General features: G+C 64.3%; 16 protein-coding genes. 9 read left to right on the top strand and 7 right to left on the bottom strand.

From position 1 onward, the window contains the following. Positions 1–104 precede the first annotated feature (104 nt). Positions 105–974, bottom strand: a complete 870-nt coding sequence (locus ACFY9W_RS23410; RefSeq protein WP_391135375.1) for a cation diffusion facilitator family transporter — start codon at positions 972–974, stop codon at positions 105–107. A gap of 24 nt (positions 975–998) precedes the next feature. Further along, a complete protein-coding gene (locus tag ACFY9W_RS23405) occupies positions 999–1,418 on the bottom strand; it encodes a polyribonucleotide nucleotidyltransferase (protein WP_391135373.1) in 420 nt (139 codons plus the stop codon). A gap of 117 nt (positions 1,419–1,535) precedes the next feature. On the opposite strand from ACFY9W_RS23405, the gene hrpB reads away from it, so the two are divergent. After that, a complete protein-coding gene (gene hrpB, locus ACFY9W_RS23400) occupies positions 1,536–4,064 on the top strand; it encodes an ATP-dependent helicase HrpB (RefSeq protein WP_391135370.1) in 2,529 nt (842 codons plus the stop codon). A 15-nt stretch (positions 4,065–4,079) separates the two neighbouring features. Here the strand turns inward: hrpB and ACFY9W_RS23395 are convergent, their stop codons facing one another. Next, positions 4,080–4,595 (bottom strand): hypothetical protein, encoded by a 516-nt coding sequence (locus tag ACFY9W_RS23395; protein WP_391135367.1) that lies wholly within the window; start codon positions 4,593–4,595, stop codon positions 4,080–4,082. Positions 4,596–4,693: 98 nt separating this feature from the next. Further along, positions 4,694–5,350 (bottom strand): YciC family protein, encoded by a 657-nt coding sequence (locus tag ACFY9W_RS23390; RefSeq protein ID WP_391135364.1) that lies wholly within the window; start codon positions 5,348–5,350, stop codon positions 4,694–4,696. A gap of 166 nt (positions 5,351–5,516) precedes the next feature. Here ACFY9W_RS23390 and ACFY9W_RS23385 point away from each other — a divergent pair, with 166 nt between their 5' ends. From ACFY9W_RS23385 to ACFY9W_RS23365, 5 genes are all read left to right on the top strand, one after another. Then, on the top strand, positions 5,517–6,281 hold the full coding sequence (locus ACFY9W_RS23385; protein WP_391135361.1) for a DUF2076 family protein: 765 nt from the start codon (positions 5,517–5,519) through the stop codon (positions 6,279–6,281). A gap of 159 nt (positions 6,282–6,440) precedes the next feature. Beyond that, complete coding sequence (locus ACFY9W_RS23380; protein WP_016489324.1) at positions 6,441–6,920, top strand: NYN domain-containing protein; 480 nt, start codon at positions 6,441–6,443, stop codon at positions 6,918–6,920. A 9-nt stretch (positions 6,921–6,929) separates the two neighbouring features. Continuing rightward, positions 6,930–7,535 (top strand): exonuclease domain-containing protein, encoded by a 606-nt coding sequence (locus ACFY9W_RS23375; RefSeq protein ID WP_391135358.1) that lies wholly within the window; start codon positions 6,930–6,932, stop codon positions 7,533–7,535. A gap of 125 nt (positions 7,536–7,660) precedes the next feature. Then, positions 7,661–8,581: a drug/metabolite exporter YedA gene (gene yedA / locus ACFY9W_RS23370; protein WP_391135355.1), complete on the top strand. Its 921-nt coding sequence runs from the start codon at positions 7,661–7,663 to the stop codon at positions 8,579–8,581. Between the two features lie 55 nt (positions 8,582–8,636). Continuing rightward, positions 8,637–9,962 carry a DEAD/DEAH box helicase gene (locus ACFY9W_RS23365; RefSeq protein WP_391135352.1) on the top strand — a complete coding sequence of 442 codons (1,326 nt, stop codon included), beginning with the start codon at positions 8,637–8,639 and terminating at the stop codon, positions 9,960–9,962. Positions 9,963–10,114: 152 nt separating this feature from the next. On the opposite strand, the gene ACFY9W_RS23360 is transcribed toward ACFY9W_RS23365, so the two are convergent. The 3 genes from ACFY9W_RS23360 to ACFY9W_RS23350 all read right to left on the bottom strand — a co-directional run bounded on the left by ACFY9W_RS23360 (position 10,115) and on the right by ACFY9W_RS23350 (position 13,268). Next, positions 10,115–11,356 carry a TIGR03862 family flavoprotein gene (locus tag ACFY9W_RS23360; protein ID WP_391135349.1) on the bottom strand — a complete coding sequence of 414 codons (1,242 nt, stop codon included), beginning with the start codon at positions 11,354–11,356 and terminating at the stop codon, positions 10,115–10,117. 148 nt (positions 11,357–11,504) lie between these two features. Further along, positions 11,505–12,419 carry a histone deacetylase gene (locus ACFY9W_RS23355; RefSeq protein WP_391135346.1) on the bottom strand — a complete coding sequence of 305 codons (915 nt, stop codon included), beginning with the start codon at positions 12,417–12,419 and terminating at the stop codon, positions 11,505–11,507. Between the two features lie 162 nt (positions 12,420–12,581). Next, positions 12,582–13,268, bottom strand: a complete 687-nt coding sequence (locus ACFY9W_RS23350; protein WP_391135344.1) for a histidine phosphatase family protein — start codon at positions 13,266–13,268, stop codon at positions 12,582–12,584. A gap of 180 nt (positions 13,269–13,448) precedes the next feature. Between ACFY9W_RS23350 and ACFY9W_RS23345 the strand changes: the two genes are divergently transcribed. The 3 genes from ACFY9W_RS23345 (at position 13,449) to ACFY9W_RS23335 (ending at position 15,571) form a co-directional block, all read left to right on the top strand. Continuing rightward, entirely contained in the window at positions 13,449–14,018 is a 570-nt protein-coding gene (locus ACFY9W_RS23345; protein WP_391135340.1) for a GNAT family N-acetyltransferase, read from the top strand. Positions 14,019–14,114: 96 nt separating this feature from the next. Further along, the gene (gene tesB / locus ACFY9W_RS23340) at positions 14,115–14,984 is read left to right on the top strand and encodes an acyl-CoA thioesterase II (protein WP_016712127.1); all 870 of its coding nucleotides are present in this window, start codon (positions 14,115–14,117) and stop codon (positions 14,982–14,984) included. After that, entirely contained in the window at positions 14,981–15,571 is a 591-nt protein-coding gene (locus ACFY9W_RS23335) for an HAD-IA family hydrolase (RefSeq protein WP_391135336.1), read from the top strand. Before tesB ends, ACFY9W_RS23335 begins: the two co-directional genes overlap by 4 nt. Positions 15,572–15,642: the final 71 nt, after the last annotated feature.

Genomic DNA, 15,642 nt, shown 5'->3' with positions numbered 1-15,642 from the left:
CACGGTCTGTACTGCGCTAACAGTCAGAAGCTGGCTTTGTCCCTCCTCCTCCCTTCAAGTCTAACCATACAAGCTGGCTTGCCGGCGATAGGGCCCTTGCAGGTTTACACCGGGTCGGCGTGCACCATCACATCCGCCTGTGGGTAACGCTGGCGGATCACCTTTGATGCCTGAACGCACAACCCATGCGCCTCATGCAGCGGCAACTGCCCCGGCAGCTCCAGATGCAACTGCACGAACCACTGGTTGCCCGACACCCGCGTACGCAGGTCATGCACGCCTTTCACGCCGGGAATGGCCAGCACCAGCGCGGCCATGCCTTCGCCGACATCGCTCGGCAATTCCTTGTCCATCAGGATCGCCGTACTTTCGCGGGCAATCTGCAAGGCGCTCCAGAGGATGTAGAAGGCGATGCCCAGGCCGAACAGCGCATCCAGCTGCGGCCAGCCAAAACGTGCCAGCAACAGGGCCAGCAGAATGCTGCTGTTCAGCAGCAGATCCGAGCGGTAATGCAGGGAGTCGGCCCGCACGGCGGTGGAGCCGGTCAGGCGAATGACCTTGCGCTGCAGTGCCAGCAGGGCAAGGGTCAGCACCAGCGACAACAGCATCACGGCAATGCCGATACCGGTATCGCCCAGGGGTTGTGGCGTGTGCAGGCGTTCGGCTGCCTGCACGCCGATCAGCACCGCACTGACGGCGATGAACAGCGCCTGCGCCATGCCGGCCAGCGCTTCGGCCTTGCCATGGCCAAAACGGTGGTCGTCGTCGGCCGGGCGCAAGGCGTAGTGCACGGCGAGCAGGTTGAGAAACGAGGCAACAGCATCCAAGGCCGAGTCAGTCAACCCGGCCAGCAGGCTTACCGAGCCGCTCAGCCACCAGGCCAGCGCCTTGCTCAGCACCAGGATACTGGCCACTGCCAGTGAGGCGCGGGTGGCCAGGCGCAGCAGGCGCTGGTGTTCGGCTGGGGTGATCATCCGTGGTCAACGTCCGTGCGGGGTTCAGGCGGCCGGTACCAGGCCCAGGCTGGCCAGCTGTTCGATGCTGCCGCGGTGCTGGATCAGCCGCGGGTCGTTCAGCGGCAGGCGCTGGCCCAGTTCGCTTTCGATGATGGCCTGCAACTTCAGGTTGTCGACCTTGCCGTCAGCGCTTACGGCTTCTTGCAGTTTTGCCGGGTCTACCTGGGCGGTTCGGCCGCCTGGGTAATAGATGGCACCCGTGGCAAAGTCGATGCCGAAGGCGATCAGCCCCGGGATCACGTAGAACAGGATGCCGATGGCATCCATGGCAGCGACCACAGGGTCGATCTTGCCGCCGATCTGGCCGCGACGGTCTGGATAGAAAATCGTGCCGCAGGCCGTCAGCTGGGTCAGCAGGGTGACAATCAGGGCGCCGCCGATGACGCGGGATGGGATGCGCATGTAAATCTCCGAAAGGGTATTCAGCAGGGCAAGCGAAGCGCCTGCGCCTGAAGCTTAAGACCATGATAGAGCAGGCTGGGTTCGCCGTTATACTCGCGAGATTGTTCGAGGACCACCATGATTTCATTACCGATCGATGCCGTCTTGCCCGCCTTGCGCCAAGCCTTGGGAAAACGAGACGAAGCCGTGCTCGAAGCACCACCCGGTGCCGGCAAGACCACCCGCGTGCCGCTGGCCTTGCTGAACGAGCCGTGGCTGGCCGGGCAAACCATTCTCATGCTGGAGCCCCGGCGCCTGGCTGCGCGTGCGGCTGCCGAAAGGCTGGCCAGCGAACTGGGCGAGCAGGTGGGCCAGACCGTGGGTTACCGCATACGCCTGGACAGCAAGGTCGGGCCGAACACCCGCGTCGAAGTGGTAACCGAAGGTATCCTCACCCGCCGCCTGCAGGCCGACCCGGCGCTGGAAGGCGTGGGCTTGCTGATCTTCGACGAGTTTCATGAGCGCAGCCTGGATGCCGACCTGGCCCTGGCGTTGATCCTGAACGGCCGCGAGTTGCTGCGTGACGACCCGCCGCTGAAGATTCTGCTGATGTCCGCCACCCTGGAAGGCGAGCGCCTGTCGCGGTTGCTAAACGATGCCCCGGTGGTCAGCAGTGAGGGCCGCATGCATCCAGTGGATATCTGCTGGGGCCGGCCTTTCCAGCCGGGCGAGTTCATCGAACCACGGGTAGTGGACAGTGTGCTGCACGCGCTGGCCGAGCAAACCGGCAGTGTGCTGGTGTTCCTGCCGGGCCAGGCCGAGATCCGCCGGGTGCACCAGAGCTTGCAGGAGGCACTGGGCGAGCGCCCCGGAATACTGTTGTGCCCGCTGCACGGCGAACTCGACCTCAATGCCCAGCGCGCTGCCATCGACCCGGCGCCCAAGGGCCTGCGCAAGGTGGTGCTGGCGACCAACATCGCCGAGACCAGTCTGACCATCGACGGCGTGCGTGTGGTGATCGACGCAGGCCTGGCCCGGGTGCCGCGTTTCGACCCCGGCAGTGGCATGACCCACCTGGACACTCAGCGTATCTCTCGTGCCAGTGCCACCCAGCGCGCAGGCCGCGCCGGGCGCCTGGAGCCGGGCGTGTGTTACCGCCTGTGGTCCGAGGCCCAGCATGACCAGCTGGCGGCCCATGGCAGTGCCGAAATCTTGCAGGCCGACCTGGCTGGGCTGGCCTTGCAACTGGCGCGCTGGGGCGTTGCACCTGACCAGTTGCGCTGGCTCGATCAACCGCCCAGTGCGGCGTTCTCCCAGGCCCAGGACCTGCTGGCGCGGCTTGGGGCGTTCAAAGCGGGTAGCCGCGACAACCTCAGCGACCACGGCCAGGCCATGGCAGAACTGCCGGCTCACCCACGTATCGCCCATTTGTTGCTGCGTGGTCAGTACCTGGGGTTGGCCACCATGGCCTGTGATGTGGCGGCGTTGCTGGGGGAGCGGGATATCCAGCGCGGCGGCGGTGCCGACCTGCACAGCCGGCTGGCCCTGGTCAGTGGCGAGAGCAAGGCCAGCCGTGGCGGCCAGGGTGGCGTGCAGCGTGCCCGGCAGCTGGCGCGACAGTACCGTGGCCTGTTGCGCGGCAAGGCCGAGGCCGCCGTTGCCGACCCGGATCATCCACGTTGGCTTGGCGCCTTGCTGGCGCTGGCCTACCCCGACCGGGTCGCACAGCAGCGGCGTGAAGGGGGCGCCGAGTATCGCCTGGCCAATGGCCGTGCAGCCTTGTTCGGCGAGGTCGATGCGTTGATGAAATACCCATGGCTGGTGATCGCCGACCTGGGCAGCCGCCAAGGCCAGCGCGAAGAACGTATCTACCTGGCGGCAGAGTTCGACCCAGCGTTGCTTGATGACGTGCTGGCCGAACAGGTCGAGCGGGTTGACCTGCTTGATTGGGATGAGCGCGAGCAGGTGCTGCGTGCCGAGCGCCAGACCAAGGTCGGTGAACTGATACTCAGCCGCGAACCGTTGACCGGCCTGAGCGACGAAGCGCGTGCCAAGGCGCTGCTTGGCCTGGTACGGCGCAAAGGCCTGAACCTGCTGACCTGGACCCCGGAGCTGCGCCAGTGGCAGGCGCGGGTGGCCCTGCTACGCCAACTGGACATGGACAGGGACGGGCAAAGCGAGTGGCCCGACCTGGGTGACGAAGCGCTGCTCGCCAGCCTGGAAGCGTGGTTGCAGCCCTATCTGGGCAAGGTTTCCCGCCTTAGCCACTTCGCCGCACTGGACCTGCCGTCGTTACTGCGCAACCTGTTGCCCTGGCCTTTGCCGCAGCGTCTGGAAGAACAGGCCCCCGCTCACCTGGCGGTGCCCTCCGGCTCGAACATTCGCCTGGACTACAGCGAAAACCCACCGATTCTCGCCGTGCGTCTGCAAGAGTTGTTCGGCCTTGCCGACACCCCGCGCATCGCCAATGGCCGGCAGCAGGTCAAATTGCACCTGTTGTCACCGGCACGCAGGCCGGTGCAGGTGACCCAGGACTTGGCCAACTTCTGGCGCACTACCTATGCCGAGGTTAAAAAGGACCTCAAGGGCCGCTATCCGAAGCACTACTGGCCGGACGACCCGCTGGTGGCCGAGGCCACGGCGCGGGCCAAGCCGCGGGGTACCTGAGTCACAAAAACAGGGTCAGCCGGTTGTGCGTTCGAGGAGGAACATGACTTCCTGGCCTTCGTTGATTCTCAGGTACTCGAAGTTGGGCGTGTGTTCCGAAGGTTCATGATGGGTGCGCACTGCGTGGCCTTGATGATCGCGTATTCGGCACAGCAGGGCATTCTCTGTCCAAAACAGCGGTTGAAGCTTGATGTAGTCGGTGACACTGGCGTGTTTATAGAGCCCAAGGTAACCATTGCGGCTGATCCCGAGCTTCTTGTCGTGATCCTCACCACTGCCGGTGATCATGAAATGCAGGCGCTCCTCTGTGCTTGATTGAAAGAGGAAGCGGAACACGCAGGGTGGCTGCTGCTTGCCTGTGATCAGCCAGTCACTTTGCCCGGCTATCCTTTCGCCGTCGGCATCCGTGAAGCGGCTCAGGTATACCGCCTGTCGAGGCCCGCCAGGTATATGGTCAGTCGGGGTGGTTGAGTCGAGTACATGAAGGGTGCCGAGAAAGACTTCGTCTTTTTCAGCCCAGTAGTTGGTCATGGGACGCTTCCTGTGGTGGGTTACAGGCTGTTTTTTCGCTCAAATGCAATGCTTTGGGCAGCCTGTAAACCTTCCACTGTGACCCGGCGTGAGCTCGATCAGTTGCTCGCTTCCCCTTCCAGCAGCATGAACAGGCGGTACAGCACCACAGTGCTGAACAGTTGCAGGAAGCCGCTGAGGCTGTCCATGGCCAGCTCCATGCCAGGTGATGGCTCGGGGAAGGCCATCAGCAACAGCCCGTCGATCAGCCAGATCGGTGCCAGCACCGCCACCACGCAGATCATGATGCGCATGAAGTGCCCGGTGGTCATGCTGGCGCTTTCGCGCATCGCCTGCACCACCGGCCGGCCGCGCAGTACCAGCAGGTACTCGGCGAACACCAGGTTGATCATGATCCACACGCCCGGGAAGATGAACAGCGCAAGGCCGGCCATGATCAGCAGCGAGCTGATGAGAATCAGCAAGGCCAGCTGCGGCCACAGCTGCACGGCGCGGGCGAACAGGTCGCGTTTGCCGATGTCCTGGCCATTGCTGCGGGTGTGCAGGTAAAGGATCAATGCGGCGCTGTACAGCGGATAGAACAGCAGGCTCACCAGCATGCCGTAGGCCGGCGATGCCTGGTCGCCCATCTGCCGATACAGCAGCTGGGTGAGCAAGGCCTCCAGCACCACCAGCGGCAGGCACAGCTGGAGGATGTTCGGCAGGTGGCGGCGGAAGAAGTACAGGGAGTCGCGCAGAACGCTCAGCGGATTCATCAGTCAACATCGCATGGCAGTAAAACAGGGGCGTAACTTTAGCCCAAAGCAGGCCCGGGGCTGTCACTTGCTGAAAAAAGTTTCACGGCGCCAGTGATTGAATCCCGTGCCGCTACACCCCATCTTTGACGCTGTCCGTTGTCCCGCTACCCCACGAGGTCGCCCCATGAACACTGAAGAACAAACCCTGATCGACGGCCTGTTCGGCCGCATCAAGCAAGCCGAAGATCCGAGCCAGCCGCGTGACGCGCAGGCGCAGGCGTGCATCGAGCAGCACCTGCGTCAGCAACCGGCAGCGCCTTACTACATGGCCCAGGCGATTCTGGTGCAGGAGGCCGCAATCAAGCGCCTCGACGAGCAGAACAAGCAGCTGGAAGCCGAATTGCAGCAGGCTCGGGCCCAGGCTCAGGCAGCACAAGCTGGCAACAGTGCGCCGAGTAATGGTGGCGGTGGCTTCCTGTCGAGCATTTTTGGTTCGGGCGGGCGCAGCACGGCTCCAGCCGCACAGCCGCAGCGCCCTGCTGCCGCCCCGGTGGCCTCGGGTGGTGGCTGGCGTGAACCATCGGCCCCGGGCTTCTCCCAGCCGCAAGCGCAGGCGCAGCAGCCCGGTTTTGGCGCCGCGCCGGCGCGTGGCGGTGCCAGCAGCTTCCTCGGTGGTGCCATGCAGACTGCAGCCGGTGTGGCCGGTGGTGTGTTGCTGGCGCAGGGCATCAGCAGCCTGTTCAACCACAACTCGCAGCCCGAAGAAGTGGTCGAGGTGATCAAGGAAGAGCCAACGCCAGCCAGTGACAATGGTGGTTGGAACGACCAGGGCGGGCAGCAGCAAGTGGCTGACAACAGTGGTTGGGGCAGTGACCAGGGCGGTTATGCCGACACCGACTACGGCAGCGACGATGGCGGGTTCTTCTCGGACGACGACTCGTACGTCTGACAGGTCTGGCATACTGCTGGCATTTTTGGGGGCGCTGTGCGCCCCTTCGCGGGCACGCCCGCTCCCACAGAGGTACGCGCGATACCTGTGGGAGCGGGCGTGCCCGCGAAGGGCTGCGCAGCGGCCCCTGGTACTCAACGCCAGACATGAGGTTCCAAGGTGAAAAAGATCGCGCTGTTCGCCGATGTGCAGAACCTCTACTACACCGTGCGTCAGGCCCATGGCTGCCATTTCAACTACACCGCATTGTGGGCCGACGTGAGTCGTGAGGGCCAGATCGTCGAAGCCGTGGCCTATGCCATCGACCGTGGCGACAGCAAGCAACAGCAGTTCCAGCAGATCTTGCGCAACCTCGGCTTCGATGTGCGCCTCAAACCCTTCATCCAGCGCAGCGACGGCTCGGCCAAAGGTGACTGGGATGTGGGTATCACCCTGGATGTGATCGATGCAGCCAGCCGGGTCGACCAGGTGGTGCTGGCCTCTGGTGATGGCGACTTCGACCTGCTGCTGGAGCGGGTGATCCAGCGCCACGGTACCGAGGCCGTGGTGTATGGGGTGCCTGGGCTTACCGCCTTGTCACTGATCCGTGCAGCCACCCGTTATGTGCCCATCGAGGGTAAGCTGTTGCTCAAACATTGAGGCCCTTTCATGGAACGTATTGCTGTCATCGACTTTGAAACCACCGGTATTACCCCCAGTGCAGGCTGCCGCGCCACTGAAGTGGCGGTGGTGATGCTGGAGGACGGGCGCATCGTCGAGCGCTACCAGAGCCTGATGAATGCGGGTGTGCCGGTACCGGCCTTCGTTGCCGGGTTGACGGGCATCACCACCGCCATGCTGCGCAGCGCGCCGCCGGTGGACAAGGTAATGAAGGAAGTGGCCGAATTTGTCGGCGACACCCCGCTACTGGCACACAACGCGGCTTTCGACCAGAAGTTCTGGGACTACGAGCTGAGCCGCATCGGCCGTAGCCGCAGGCAGTCTTTCGCCTGCTCCCTGCTGCTGTCGCGGCGCCTGTTGCCGATGGCGCCAAACCACAAGCTGGGCACACTGACCCGTTGGGCCGGCCTGCCGGACACCGGCACCGCGCACCGGGCCATGGCCGATGCCGAGATGGCTGCCAACCTGCTGCAATACCTGGCTGGCGAACTGCGCCAGGCCCATGGTATCCAGCAACTTTCGCACGACTTCCTGTGCCGCTTGCAGAAAGTGCCCGCCGCGAAGATCCGCGAAACCCTGGCCAAATACCGTTAAGGCTCACCACCGCCGAAACCGGACGCACCAAAAGTGTGCCGCTCATTTCGAGCCATTTTGTAACTGATGTTTACCCAGGCAGGCTATTAAACTGAATCACCCGTAAACGGATTTCGAGTTTTCCCATGCCTGCCGCCCGTCGCTTCCCGTTGTTGCTCATTGGTGCTTTCCTGGCCTTGTACCTGGTATGGGGGTCTACCTACCTGTTCATTCGCATTGGTGTGGAGAGCTGGCCCCCGATGCTCATGGCCGGGGTGCGCTTTCTGATTGCTGGTGGCCTGCTGTACGGTTTCTTGCGCTGGCGCGGTGTGCCGGCACCTACCTGGCCGCAGTGGCGAGCGGCAGGGGCGATCGGTTTTCTGCTGTTGAGTTGTGGCAACGGCGGCGTGACGGTGGCCGAGCATGCCGGCGTGGCATCGGGCGTGGCAGCGCTGGCGGTGGCCACAGTGCCACTGTTCACCTTGCTGTTCGGCTTGTTGTTCGGGCACCGCAATTCGAAGCTGGAATGGGCGGGCATTGCCCTGGGGCTGGCAGGTATCGGCCTGCTGAACCTGGGCTCCAACCTGCAGGCAAGCCCGGTTGGCGCGGCGTTGATCATTTTTGCTGCGGCGTCGTGGGCGTTTGGCTCGGTGTGGAGCAAGTCCTTGCCGCTGCCTCAGGGGCCGATGGCGAGTGCTGCTGAAATGCTGGTGGGCGGTGCGGTGCTGTTGCTGGGCAGCGTGCTGTCGGGCGAGCGCATGACGCAGATGCCGACCGCAGCCGGCTGGGGAGCGTTGGCCTACCTGGTGTTCTTCGGCTCGATCCTGGCGTTCAGTGCCTACATGTACCTGCTCAAGCATGTACGCCCGGCCGCCGCCACCAGCTATGCCTACGTCAACCCGGCGGTGGCGGTGTTGCTGGGCATTGTCTTTGCCGGCGAACAGATTGGTGCCGAAGAGTGCGTGGCCATGGCAGTGATTATCGGCGCGGTGGTGCTGATTGGCCTGCCGCAGTGGCGCAAGGCCCCCGAGCCTGTGCAGCCGTTGAAAGGCGAAATCTGCAAGTAGGTCGGGGCGATGCGGTAAACTTGCCGCCTTCGCTGAACCCCCTTACGGTATTGCCATGAATTTCGCCAAACTCGGCCTGATCGAACCGCTGCTGCGCACCCTGCAGCAGCTGGACTACACCACCCCGACCCCGGTGCAGGCCAAGGCCATCCCTGCCGTGCTGGCCGGCCGCGACCTGATGGCCGCCGCCCAGACCGGCACCGGCAAGACCGCAGGCTTTGCCCTGCCTGTATTGCAGCGCCTGGCGCTGGAAGGCGAGAAGGTGGCCAGCAACTCGATCCGCGCGCTGGTGCTGGTGCCCACCCGCGAGCTGGCCGAGCAGGTGCACAACAATGTGCGCGAGTACGCCGAGAACCTGCCGCTGAGCACTTACGCGGTATACGGCGGGGTCAGCATCAACCCGCAGATGATGCGCCTGCGCCGTGGCGTCGACCTGCTGGTGGCCACCCCGGGCCGCTTGCTCGACCTGTTCCGGCAGAACGCGGTGAAGTTCAACCAGGTGCAAACGCTGGTGCTTGATGAAGCCGACCGCATGCTCGACCTGGGTTTTGCCGAAGAACTGCAATCGGTTTACGCCGCGCTGCCACGCAAGCGCCAGACATTGTTGTTCTCCGCCACGTTCTCTGACCAGATCCGCATGTTGGCGGGGCTGGCGCTGAATGACCCGCTCAGCATCGAAGTGAGCCCGCGCAATGCCACGGCCGCCAGCGTCAAGCAGTGGCTGGTGCCTGTGGACAAGAAGCGCAAGGTCGACCTGTTCTGCCACCTGCTGCGCAAGCAGCGCTGGAAGCAGGTGCTGGTGTTCGCCAAGACCCGCAACGGCGTTGACCAGTTGGTAGAGCGCTTGCTGGCCGAAGGTGTCAATGCCGATGGCATTCACGGTGACCGCCCGCAGGCCACCCGCCAGCGTGCGCTGGACAGCTTCAAGGCCCGCGAGATCCAGGTGCTGGTGGCGACCGATGTGGCGGCCCGTGGCCTGGACATCGATGACCTTCCGCTGGTGGTCAACCTGGACTTGCCGATAGTTGCCGAGGATTACGTGCACCGCATTGGCCGTACTGGCCGGGCGGGCAACAAGGGCGAGGCGATTTCGCTGGTGTGTGCGGACGAAGTGCAAATGCTGTCGGCCATTGAAGTGCTGACCCGGCAGACCTTGCCGCGCCATGAAGAGCCGGACTTCATCCCGGAACACAGGGTGCCGATGACCGATGCCAGTGGCCAGGTGATCAAGAAACCGAAGAAGCCCAAGAAGCCGAAAGAGAACAGCGCCAAGCGCGGGTTGGGGCGCTGGATGGACAGTAGTGGTGAGGCAGAGCCGGCGGTGAAGGCCGTGCGTAAGGTGCCTAGCTTCAATGGTGGGCCGCGTAAGCGTAAGCCGTAAACTTGCAGCCATCTCGTTCCTGTGGGAGCGGGCATGCCCGCGAACACCGGCGCAGCCGGTGCCATCCATCGCGTCGCTTGCTTCGCGGGCTTGCCCGCTCCCACAGGGATCGCAGCAGCCTGTGGGCTCTATGCAAGGCAGTTGGGGCGGTATCAGCTTTGGGCTTTTAGCCAATCCGCCGCCGCCCGCCCGGCGCGCAGCCCGCTGGCAAAACACGCCGTCAGCAAATACCCCCCGGTCGGCGCCTCCCAGTCCAGCATCTCGCCGGCACAGAACACCCCCGGCATGCCCTTGACCATCAACCCCTCATCCAGTCCCTCGAAACGCACCCCGCCAGCGCTGCTGATCGCTTCATCCAGGGGCCGTGTGCGCACCAGCGTGATCGGCAACGCCTTGATCGCCCGGGCCAGGGCCTGTGGGTCGGCAAAGGTCGCCTGATCGGTCAGCTCCCGCAGCAGTGCCGCCTTGACCCCATCAATACCTAGCTGGCTGTGCAAGTGCTTGGCCATCGACCGTGACCCCCGCGGTTTGGCCAGTGCCAGGGCAATCTTGTCCACAGGCTTGTCCGGCAGCAGATCGAGCAGCAGCACCCCTCGGCCACTGCGGTTGATGGCCTCGCGTACCGGCGCTGACCACGCATACACGAGGCTGCCTTCCACGCCTTGCGCGGTGAGGATGAACTCGCCTTTGCGCGGTGCGCTGCCAGGCACGCTGAGGGCAATGTTCTTCAGTGGCGCACCCGCGAACTTCTCCTTCAACAATGCGCTCCAGCCCGCCACTTCGAAGCCGCAGTTGCTTGGCTGCAAAGGCGAGATATCCACAGCCCGTTCAGCCAGCAGCGGTTGCCAGCTGCCGTCGGAGCCCAATCGCGCCCAGCTACCACCGCCCAGTGCGAGCACCACGACCGCAGCCTTCACGGCAAGCTCGCCCTGTGGATAAGCAATGCGCAAGGCACCATCGGCATTCCAGCCCAGCCAGCGGTGGCGGGTGTGGATAACTACCCCGGCTTCGCGCAGGCGCTTGAGCCAGGCGCGCAGCAGTGGCGCGGCTTTCATGTCGGCGGGAAACACCCGCCCCGAGGTGCCGACAAAGGTTTCGATGCCCAGGCGGTGAATCCACCCGCGCAAGGCTTCGGCGTCGAAGTCGCGGAGCAGCGCATCGATTTCGCCCTGGCGCTCGGCATAGCGTGAAACGAACGCCGGGTAAGGCTCGGAGTGGGTAATGTTCATGCCGCCAACGCCCGCCAGCAGGAACTTGCGCCCCACCGAAGGCATGGCATCGAACACCTCGACCGCAAGGCCTGCCTGGGCCAGCGCTTCAGCGGCCATCAGGCCGGCAGGGCCACCACCGATCACGATGGCGAGGGGAGAGGAGGCGGGGTTCAGATCGGGCATGGTGGGCAGCAGGCTGTGGAAAAGAGGCGCATTCTAGCGCAGGGCTGCCTGTGGAAGCACTGGTCAAAAAACAATCAGCTCTCTGCAGGCCTTGCCAACAAAGGGCTACAGCGCCTTTCCCGCAGGTTATCCACAAGCGGTTCCACAGTCATTGTGAACAACCGATGACCCGTGCCGCGCTGTGGTGAAGGATGCCATGGCGCCTGGCCAACGCTTGGCGGTCCTTGCTGTAGCCGCCGCCGATCACGCCTACCACCGGAATGTCGCGCCCCACGCAATGGCGCAGCACCGCTTCGTCACGGGCGGCAACACCTGCGTCGGTCAGTTGCAGGTAACCCAGGGCATCGTCCTTGTGCACATCGACGCCGGCGTCGTACAGCACCAGGTCGGGTTGGTAGAGGGGCAACAGGTAGTTGAGGGCATCGTCCACCACCTTCAGGTAGGCCGCGTCGCCCATGCCGCGCGGCAGGGGGATGTCCCAGTCGCTCTGCGCCTTGCGCGCCGGGAAGTTCTGTTCGCAATGCAGCGACACGGTGATGGCTTCGGGTGTGTCATGCAGGATGCGCGCGGTGCCGTCGCCCTGGTGCACATCGCAGTCGAAGATCAGCACCTGGTGCACCCGGCCAGCCTCCAGCAGGTAGCGGCTGATCACGGCCAGGTCGTTGAAGATGCAGAACCCGGCAGGGTGGTCGTAGTGGGCGTGGTGTGTACCGCCAGCGAGGTGGCAGGCGATGCCCTGTTGCAATGCCATTTCGGCGGTGAGCAGCGACCCCCCCACTGCCCGCACCGTGCGCCGGGCCAGGGCTTCGCTCCAGGGTAGGCCGAGCCGGCGCTGGTCCTCGCGGGACAGGTCGCCGTTCATGTAGCGCTCGATATAGCCGCGGTCGTGGGCCAGGGCGAGGATATCGTTGGGGCAGATGTCCGGGCGCAGCAGCGCCTGGTCGGTGGTCAGCCCACTGTCGACCAGGTGGTCGTGCAGCAAGCGGAACTTGTCCATCGGGAAGCGGTGCTCGGCGGGGAACTCCGGGCTGTAGTCTTCGTGGTAGATCAGCGGCAACGGCATGGGGTGTTCGCAATCAGGGCCAGTGCAGATCTTGCCATGGCCGAGGCAGCTTTGCTGCCCAATCGCCGGCAAGCCAGCTCCCACAGGTAGTGCACAAGCCTCGAAGGCCATGGGGACCTGTGGGAGCTGGCTTGCCGGCGATGAGGCCAGATCAGGCCAATGCTATTTGCCTGTGCTGGCCAGTACCCGCTGCCAGTCCGGTTCGTTCAGGCGGCCGAGGATGCGTGCCTTGCCGTTGCCATCCACCGACACGAACAATGCACTGGCATAGCCACTCTGACGCTCGCCACCGGCAACGTGCTGCTGGCGGGCGAAATGGTCGATGCAGCCATTGTGGGTCACCAGCACCAGGTTGTGGCCCGGGCGCTTGCGTGACAACGCTTCACTGGCGAACTGGTTGTCACAGCCTTCCAGCCAGTCCTCGCTGGCGACTGCCTGGCCGAGGATGAAGTGCGCGGTTTGCCGGGTGCGCAGTTTCGGGCTGCTGAGCAAATCGGCATTGTCCAGGCCCAATTGGTGCAGCCCTTGGCCAACGCGGCTGGCGGCCTGGCTACCGGCCACCGTAATGCCGGTGGGGTCGTCCAGGCAGGGGCCGGGGGCGCTGTCGCAGCGTTCGGCATGGCGGATCATCACGATCACTGCACCGTCGACCCAGTCCTGCAGCAGGCCGCTGTCACTCAGTTGTTGCTCGTTACCAAGGTCCACGATATGCGTCCTCGTCGCCAGCCAGGTGGTCAATGCCGCAACGACCATGCACAGGCCAAGGGCGGCACCGAGGGCTTTGCGTGACAGGCGCCGCTTGCGCCGGGCGTGAATGGCTGGGTGGCCCAGGGTGTTGCTCGATAGCATGCGTTGCTCCGTTGGCAGTGCCGCGGCTGGCGCGAAGGTGAATGTCGGCATCCTGCCAAGCGGCCTGTCGGGAGGCGGTGAAGGGCTTGTGAAAATTGCATTCGGCGGCTGTTGGCTGGGTGAAACCTGCGCTCGCGCCTACGCTGTAAACTGCAACACGGCAAAACCGGAGCAGGCCCGATGACCCCCATTCTTGAACTGGAAAGCGCACGGCTGGTAATGCGCCAATGGCACGACGACGATCTGGGCGAGTTCGCTGCGCTGTGTGCCGACCCGCAGGTAATGCGTTATTTCCCGGCACCGCTGACGCGCCTTGAAGCGGCTGCACTGATAGGCCGCGTGCGCGGGCATTTCAACGAGTACGGCTTCGGCCTGTGGGCGCTGGAGCGCAAGGACAGCGGCGCATTCATCGGCATGACCGGGCTGTTGCATGTCGGCTTCGATGCCGATTTTGCGCCGGCTGTGGAAATTGGCTGGCGACTGGCGCGGCGCCACTGGGGCCTGGGTTTTGCCAGCGAGGCTGCGTGGACCAGCCTGCGTTGTGCTTTCGCCCAATTGCGCCTGGAGGAGGTGGTGTCGTTCACTAGCGAGAGCAATTTGCCGTCGCAGAAGGTGATGCAGGCCATTGGCATGCAGCAGGACCTGAACGGCAGTTTCGAACACCCCCGCCTGGCCGAGGGCCACCCGCTGCGCCCACACGTGCTGTACCGCATCGACCGCGCGCACTGGGAGCGCACCCTGCGCCCCTGAATGCACGGCCATGCCCGGCGCGAATGACAAACCCTGTATCATTTGCCTTCATTACGAGCGCTGTAGAGACGTGTTGCCTTGCGAGGAGAACCCCCAATGAGTCATGTGTTGGACGACCTGGTCGACCTGTTGAGCCTCGAAGCCATCGAGGAGAACCTGTTCCGTGGGCGTAGCCAGGACCTGGGCTTCCGCCAGCTGTACGGTGGGCAAGTGCTGGGCCAGTCGTTGTCGGCGGCCAGCCAGACGGTCGAGGACGCTCGCCATGTGCATTCGTTGCACGGCTATTTCCTGCGCCCGGGTGATGCCAGCCTGCCGGTGGTGTACTCGGTGGACCGCGTGCGCGATGGTGGCAGCTTCAGCACCCGTCGGGTGACGGCAATCCAGAAGGGCCAGACCATCTTCACCTGCAGCGCGTCGTTCCAGTACGACGAGGAAGGTTTCGAACACCAGGCGCAGATGCCTGATGTGGTCGGCCCGGAAAACCTGCCCACCGAGGTGGAGCTGGCGCGCGCCATGGCCGACCAGTTACCCGAGCGCATTCGCGACAAGGTGCTGTGTGCCAAGCCGATCGAGATCCGCCCGGTTACCGAGCGCGACCCGTTCAACCCCAAGCCCGGCGACCCGGTGAAGTACGCCTGGTTCCGCGCCGACGGCAACCTCCCCGATGTGCCGGCCCTGCACAAATACATGCTGGCTTACGCCTCGGATTTTGGTCTGCTGACCACTTCGCTGTTACCACATGGCAAATCGGTTTGGCAGCGTGACATGCAGATTGCCAGCCTCGACCATTCGCTGTGGTTCCATGGCAACCTGCGCGCCGACGAGTGGCTGCTGTACGCCACCGACAGCCCGTGGGCCGGTAATTCCCGCGGTTTCTGCCGTGGCAGCATCTTCAACCAGGCCGGGCAACTGGTGGCTTCTTCGAGCCAGGAAGGCCTGATTCGCCATCGCAAGGATTGGGCATGAGCCTGGGCGAGGTACGCAACTGGGTGTTCGACATGGACGGCACCCTGACCGTGGCCGTGCATGACTTTGCCGCCATTCGTGTGGCGTTGGACATCCCGGCCGAAGACGACATCCTTACCCATCTGGCGGCCTTGCCGGCAGACGTAGCCGCGGCCAAGCATGCCTGGTTGCTGGAGCACGAGCGCGACCTGGCGCTTGCCTCCACCGCGGCCACCGGGGCGGTGGAACTGGTGCGCGAGTTGGCCGGGCGTGGCTGCCGGCTGGGTATTCTGACCCGTAATGCGCGGGAGCTGGCGCATGTGACGCTGGAGGCCATCGGCTTGGCCGATTGCTTCCCGGTGGAGCATATTCTTGGGCGTGACGAGGCGGCGCCCAAGCCGAGCCCGGATGGGCTGCTGAAGATTGCCAGTGCCTGGGGCGTGGCCCCGAGCGAGTTGGTGATGGTGGGGGATTATCGGTTCGACCTGGACTGTGGGCGGGCGGCGGGGGCGCGCACGGTGCTGGTGATCTTGCCGGACAACCCATGGCCGGAGCTGGTGGATTGGCATGCGGCCGATTGCCGGGCATTGAGGGTGATGCTGGGCTGATGCCTGTGTTGGGAGTGCTGGCCTCTTCGCGGGCATGCCCGCTCCCACAGGTATTGCGCCCGTCTCAGGCC

Source organism: Pseudomonas sp. NPDC008258 (assembly GCF_042956345.1).
Lineage (GTDB): Bacteria > Pseudomonadota > Gammaproteobacteria > Pseudomonadales > Pseudomonadaceae > Aquipseudomonas.
This window is presented reverse-complemented; position numbering and strand designations above follow the sequence as displayed.

Coding starts and splice junctions, on each gene's coding strand:
- ACFY9W_RS23410 (WP_391135375.1), bottom strand. CDS start 974: ATGATCACCCCAGCCGAACACCAGCGCCTGCTGCGCCTGGCCACCCGC.
- ACFY9W_RS23405 (WP_391135373.1), bottom strand. CDS start 1,418: ATGCGCATCCCATCCCGCGTCATCGGCGGCGCCCTGATTGTCACCCTG.
- hrpB (WP_391135370.1), top strand. CDS start 1,536: ATGATTTCATTACCGATCGATGCCGTCTTGCCCGCCTTGCGCCAAGCC.
- ACFY9W_RS23395 (WP_391135367.1), bottom strand. CDS start 4,595: ATGACCAACTACTGGGCTGAAAAAGACGAAGTCTTTCTCGGCACCCTT.
- ACFY9W_RS23390 (WP_391135364.1), bottom strand. CDS start 5,350: ATGAATCCGCTGAGCGTTCTGCGCGACTCCCTGTACTTCTTCCGCCGC.
- ACFY9W_RS23385 (WP_391135361.1), top strand. CDS start 5,517: ATGAACACTGAAGAACAAACCCTGATCGACGGCCTGTTCGGCCGCATC.
- ACFY9W_RS23375 (WP_391135358.1), top strand. CDS start 6,930: ATGGAACGTATTGCTGTCATCGACTTTGAAACCACCGGTATTACCCCC.
- yedA (WP_391135355.1), top strand. CDS start 7,661: ATGCCTGCCGCCCGTCGCTTCCCGTTGTTGCTCATTGGTGCTTTCCTG.
- ACFY9W_RS23365 (WP_391135352.1), top strand. CDS start 8,637: ATGAATTTCGCCAAACTCGGCCTGATCGAACCGCTGCTGCGCACCCTG.
- ACFY9W_RS23360 (WP_391135349.1), bottom strand. CDS start 11,356: ATGCCCGATCTGAACCCCGCCTCCTCTCCCCTCGCCATCGTGATCGGT.
- ACFY9W_RS23355 (WP_391135346.1), bottom strand. CDS start 12,419: ATGCCGTTGCCGCTGATCTACCACGAAGACTACAGCCCGGAGTTCCCC.
- ACFY9W_RS23350 (WP_391135344.1), bottom strand. CDS start 13,268: ATGCTATCGAGCAACACCCTGGGCCACCCAGCCATTCACGCCCGGCGC.
- ACFY9W_RS23345 (WP_391135340.1), top strand. CDS start 13,449: ATGACCCCCATTCTTGAACTGGAAAGCGCACGGCTGGTAATGCGCCAA.
- tesB (WP_016712127.1), top strand. CDS start 14,115: ATGAGTCATGTGTTGGACGACCTGGTCGACCTGTTGAGCCTCGAAGCC.
- ACFY9W_RS23335 (WP_391135336.1), top strand. CDS start 14,981: ATGAGCCTGGGCGAGGTACGCAACTGGGTGTTCGACATGGACGGCACC.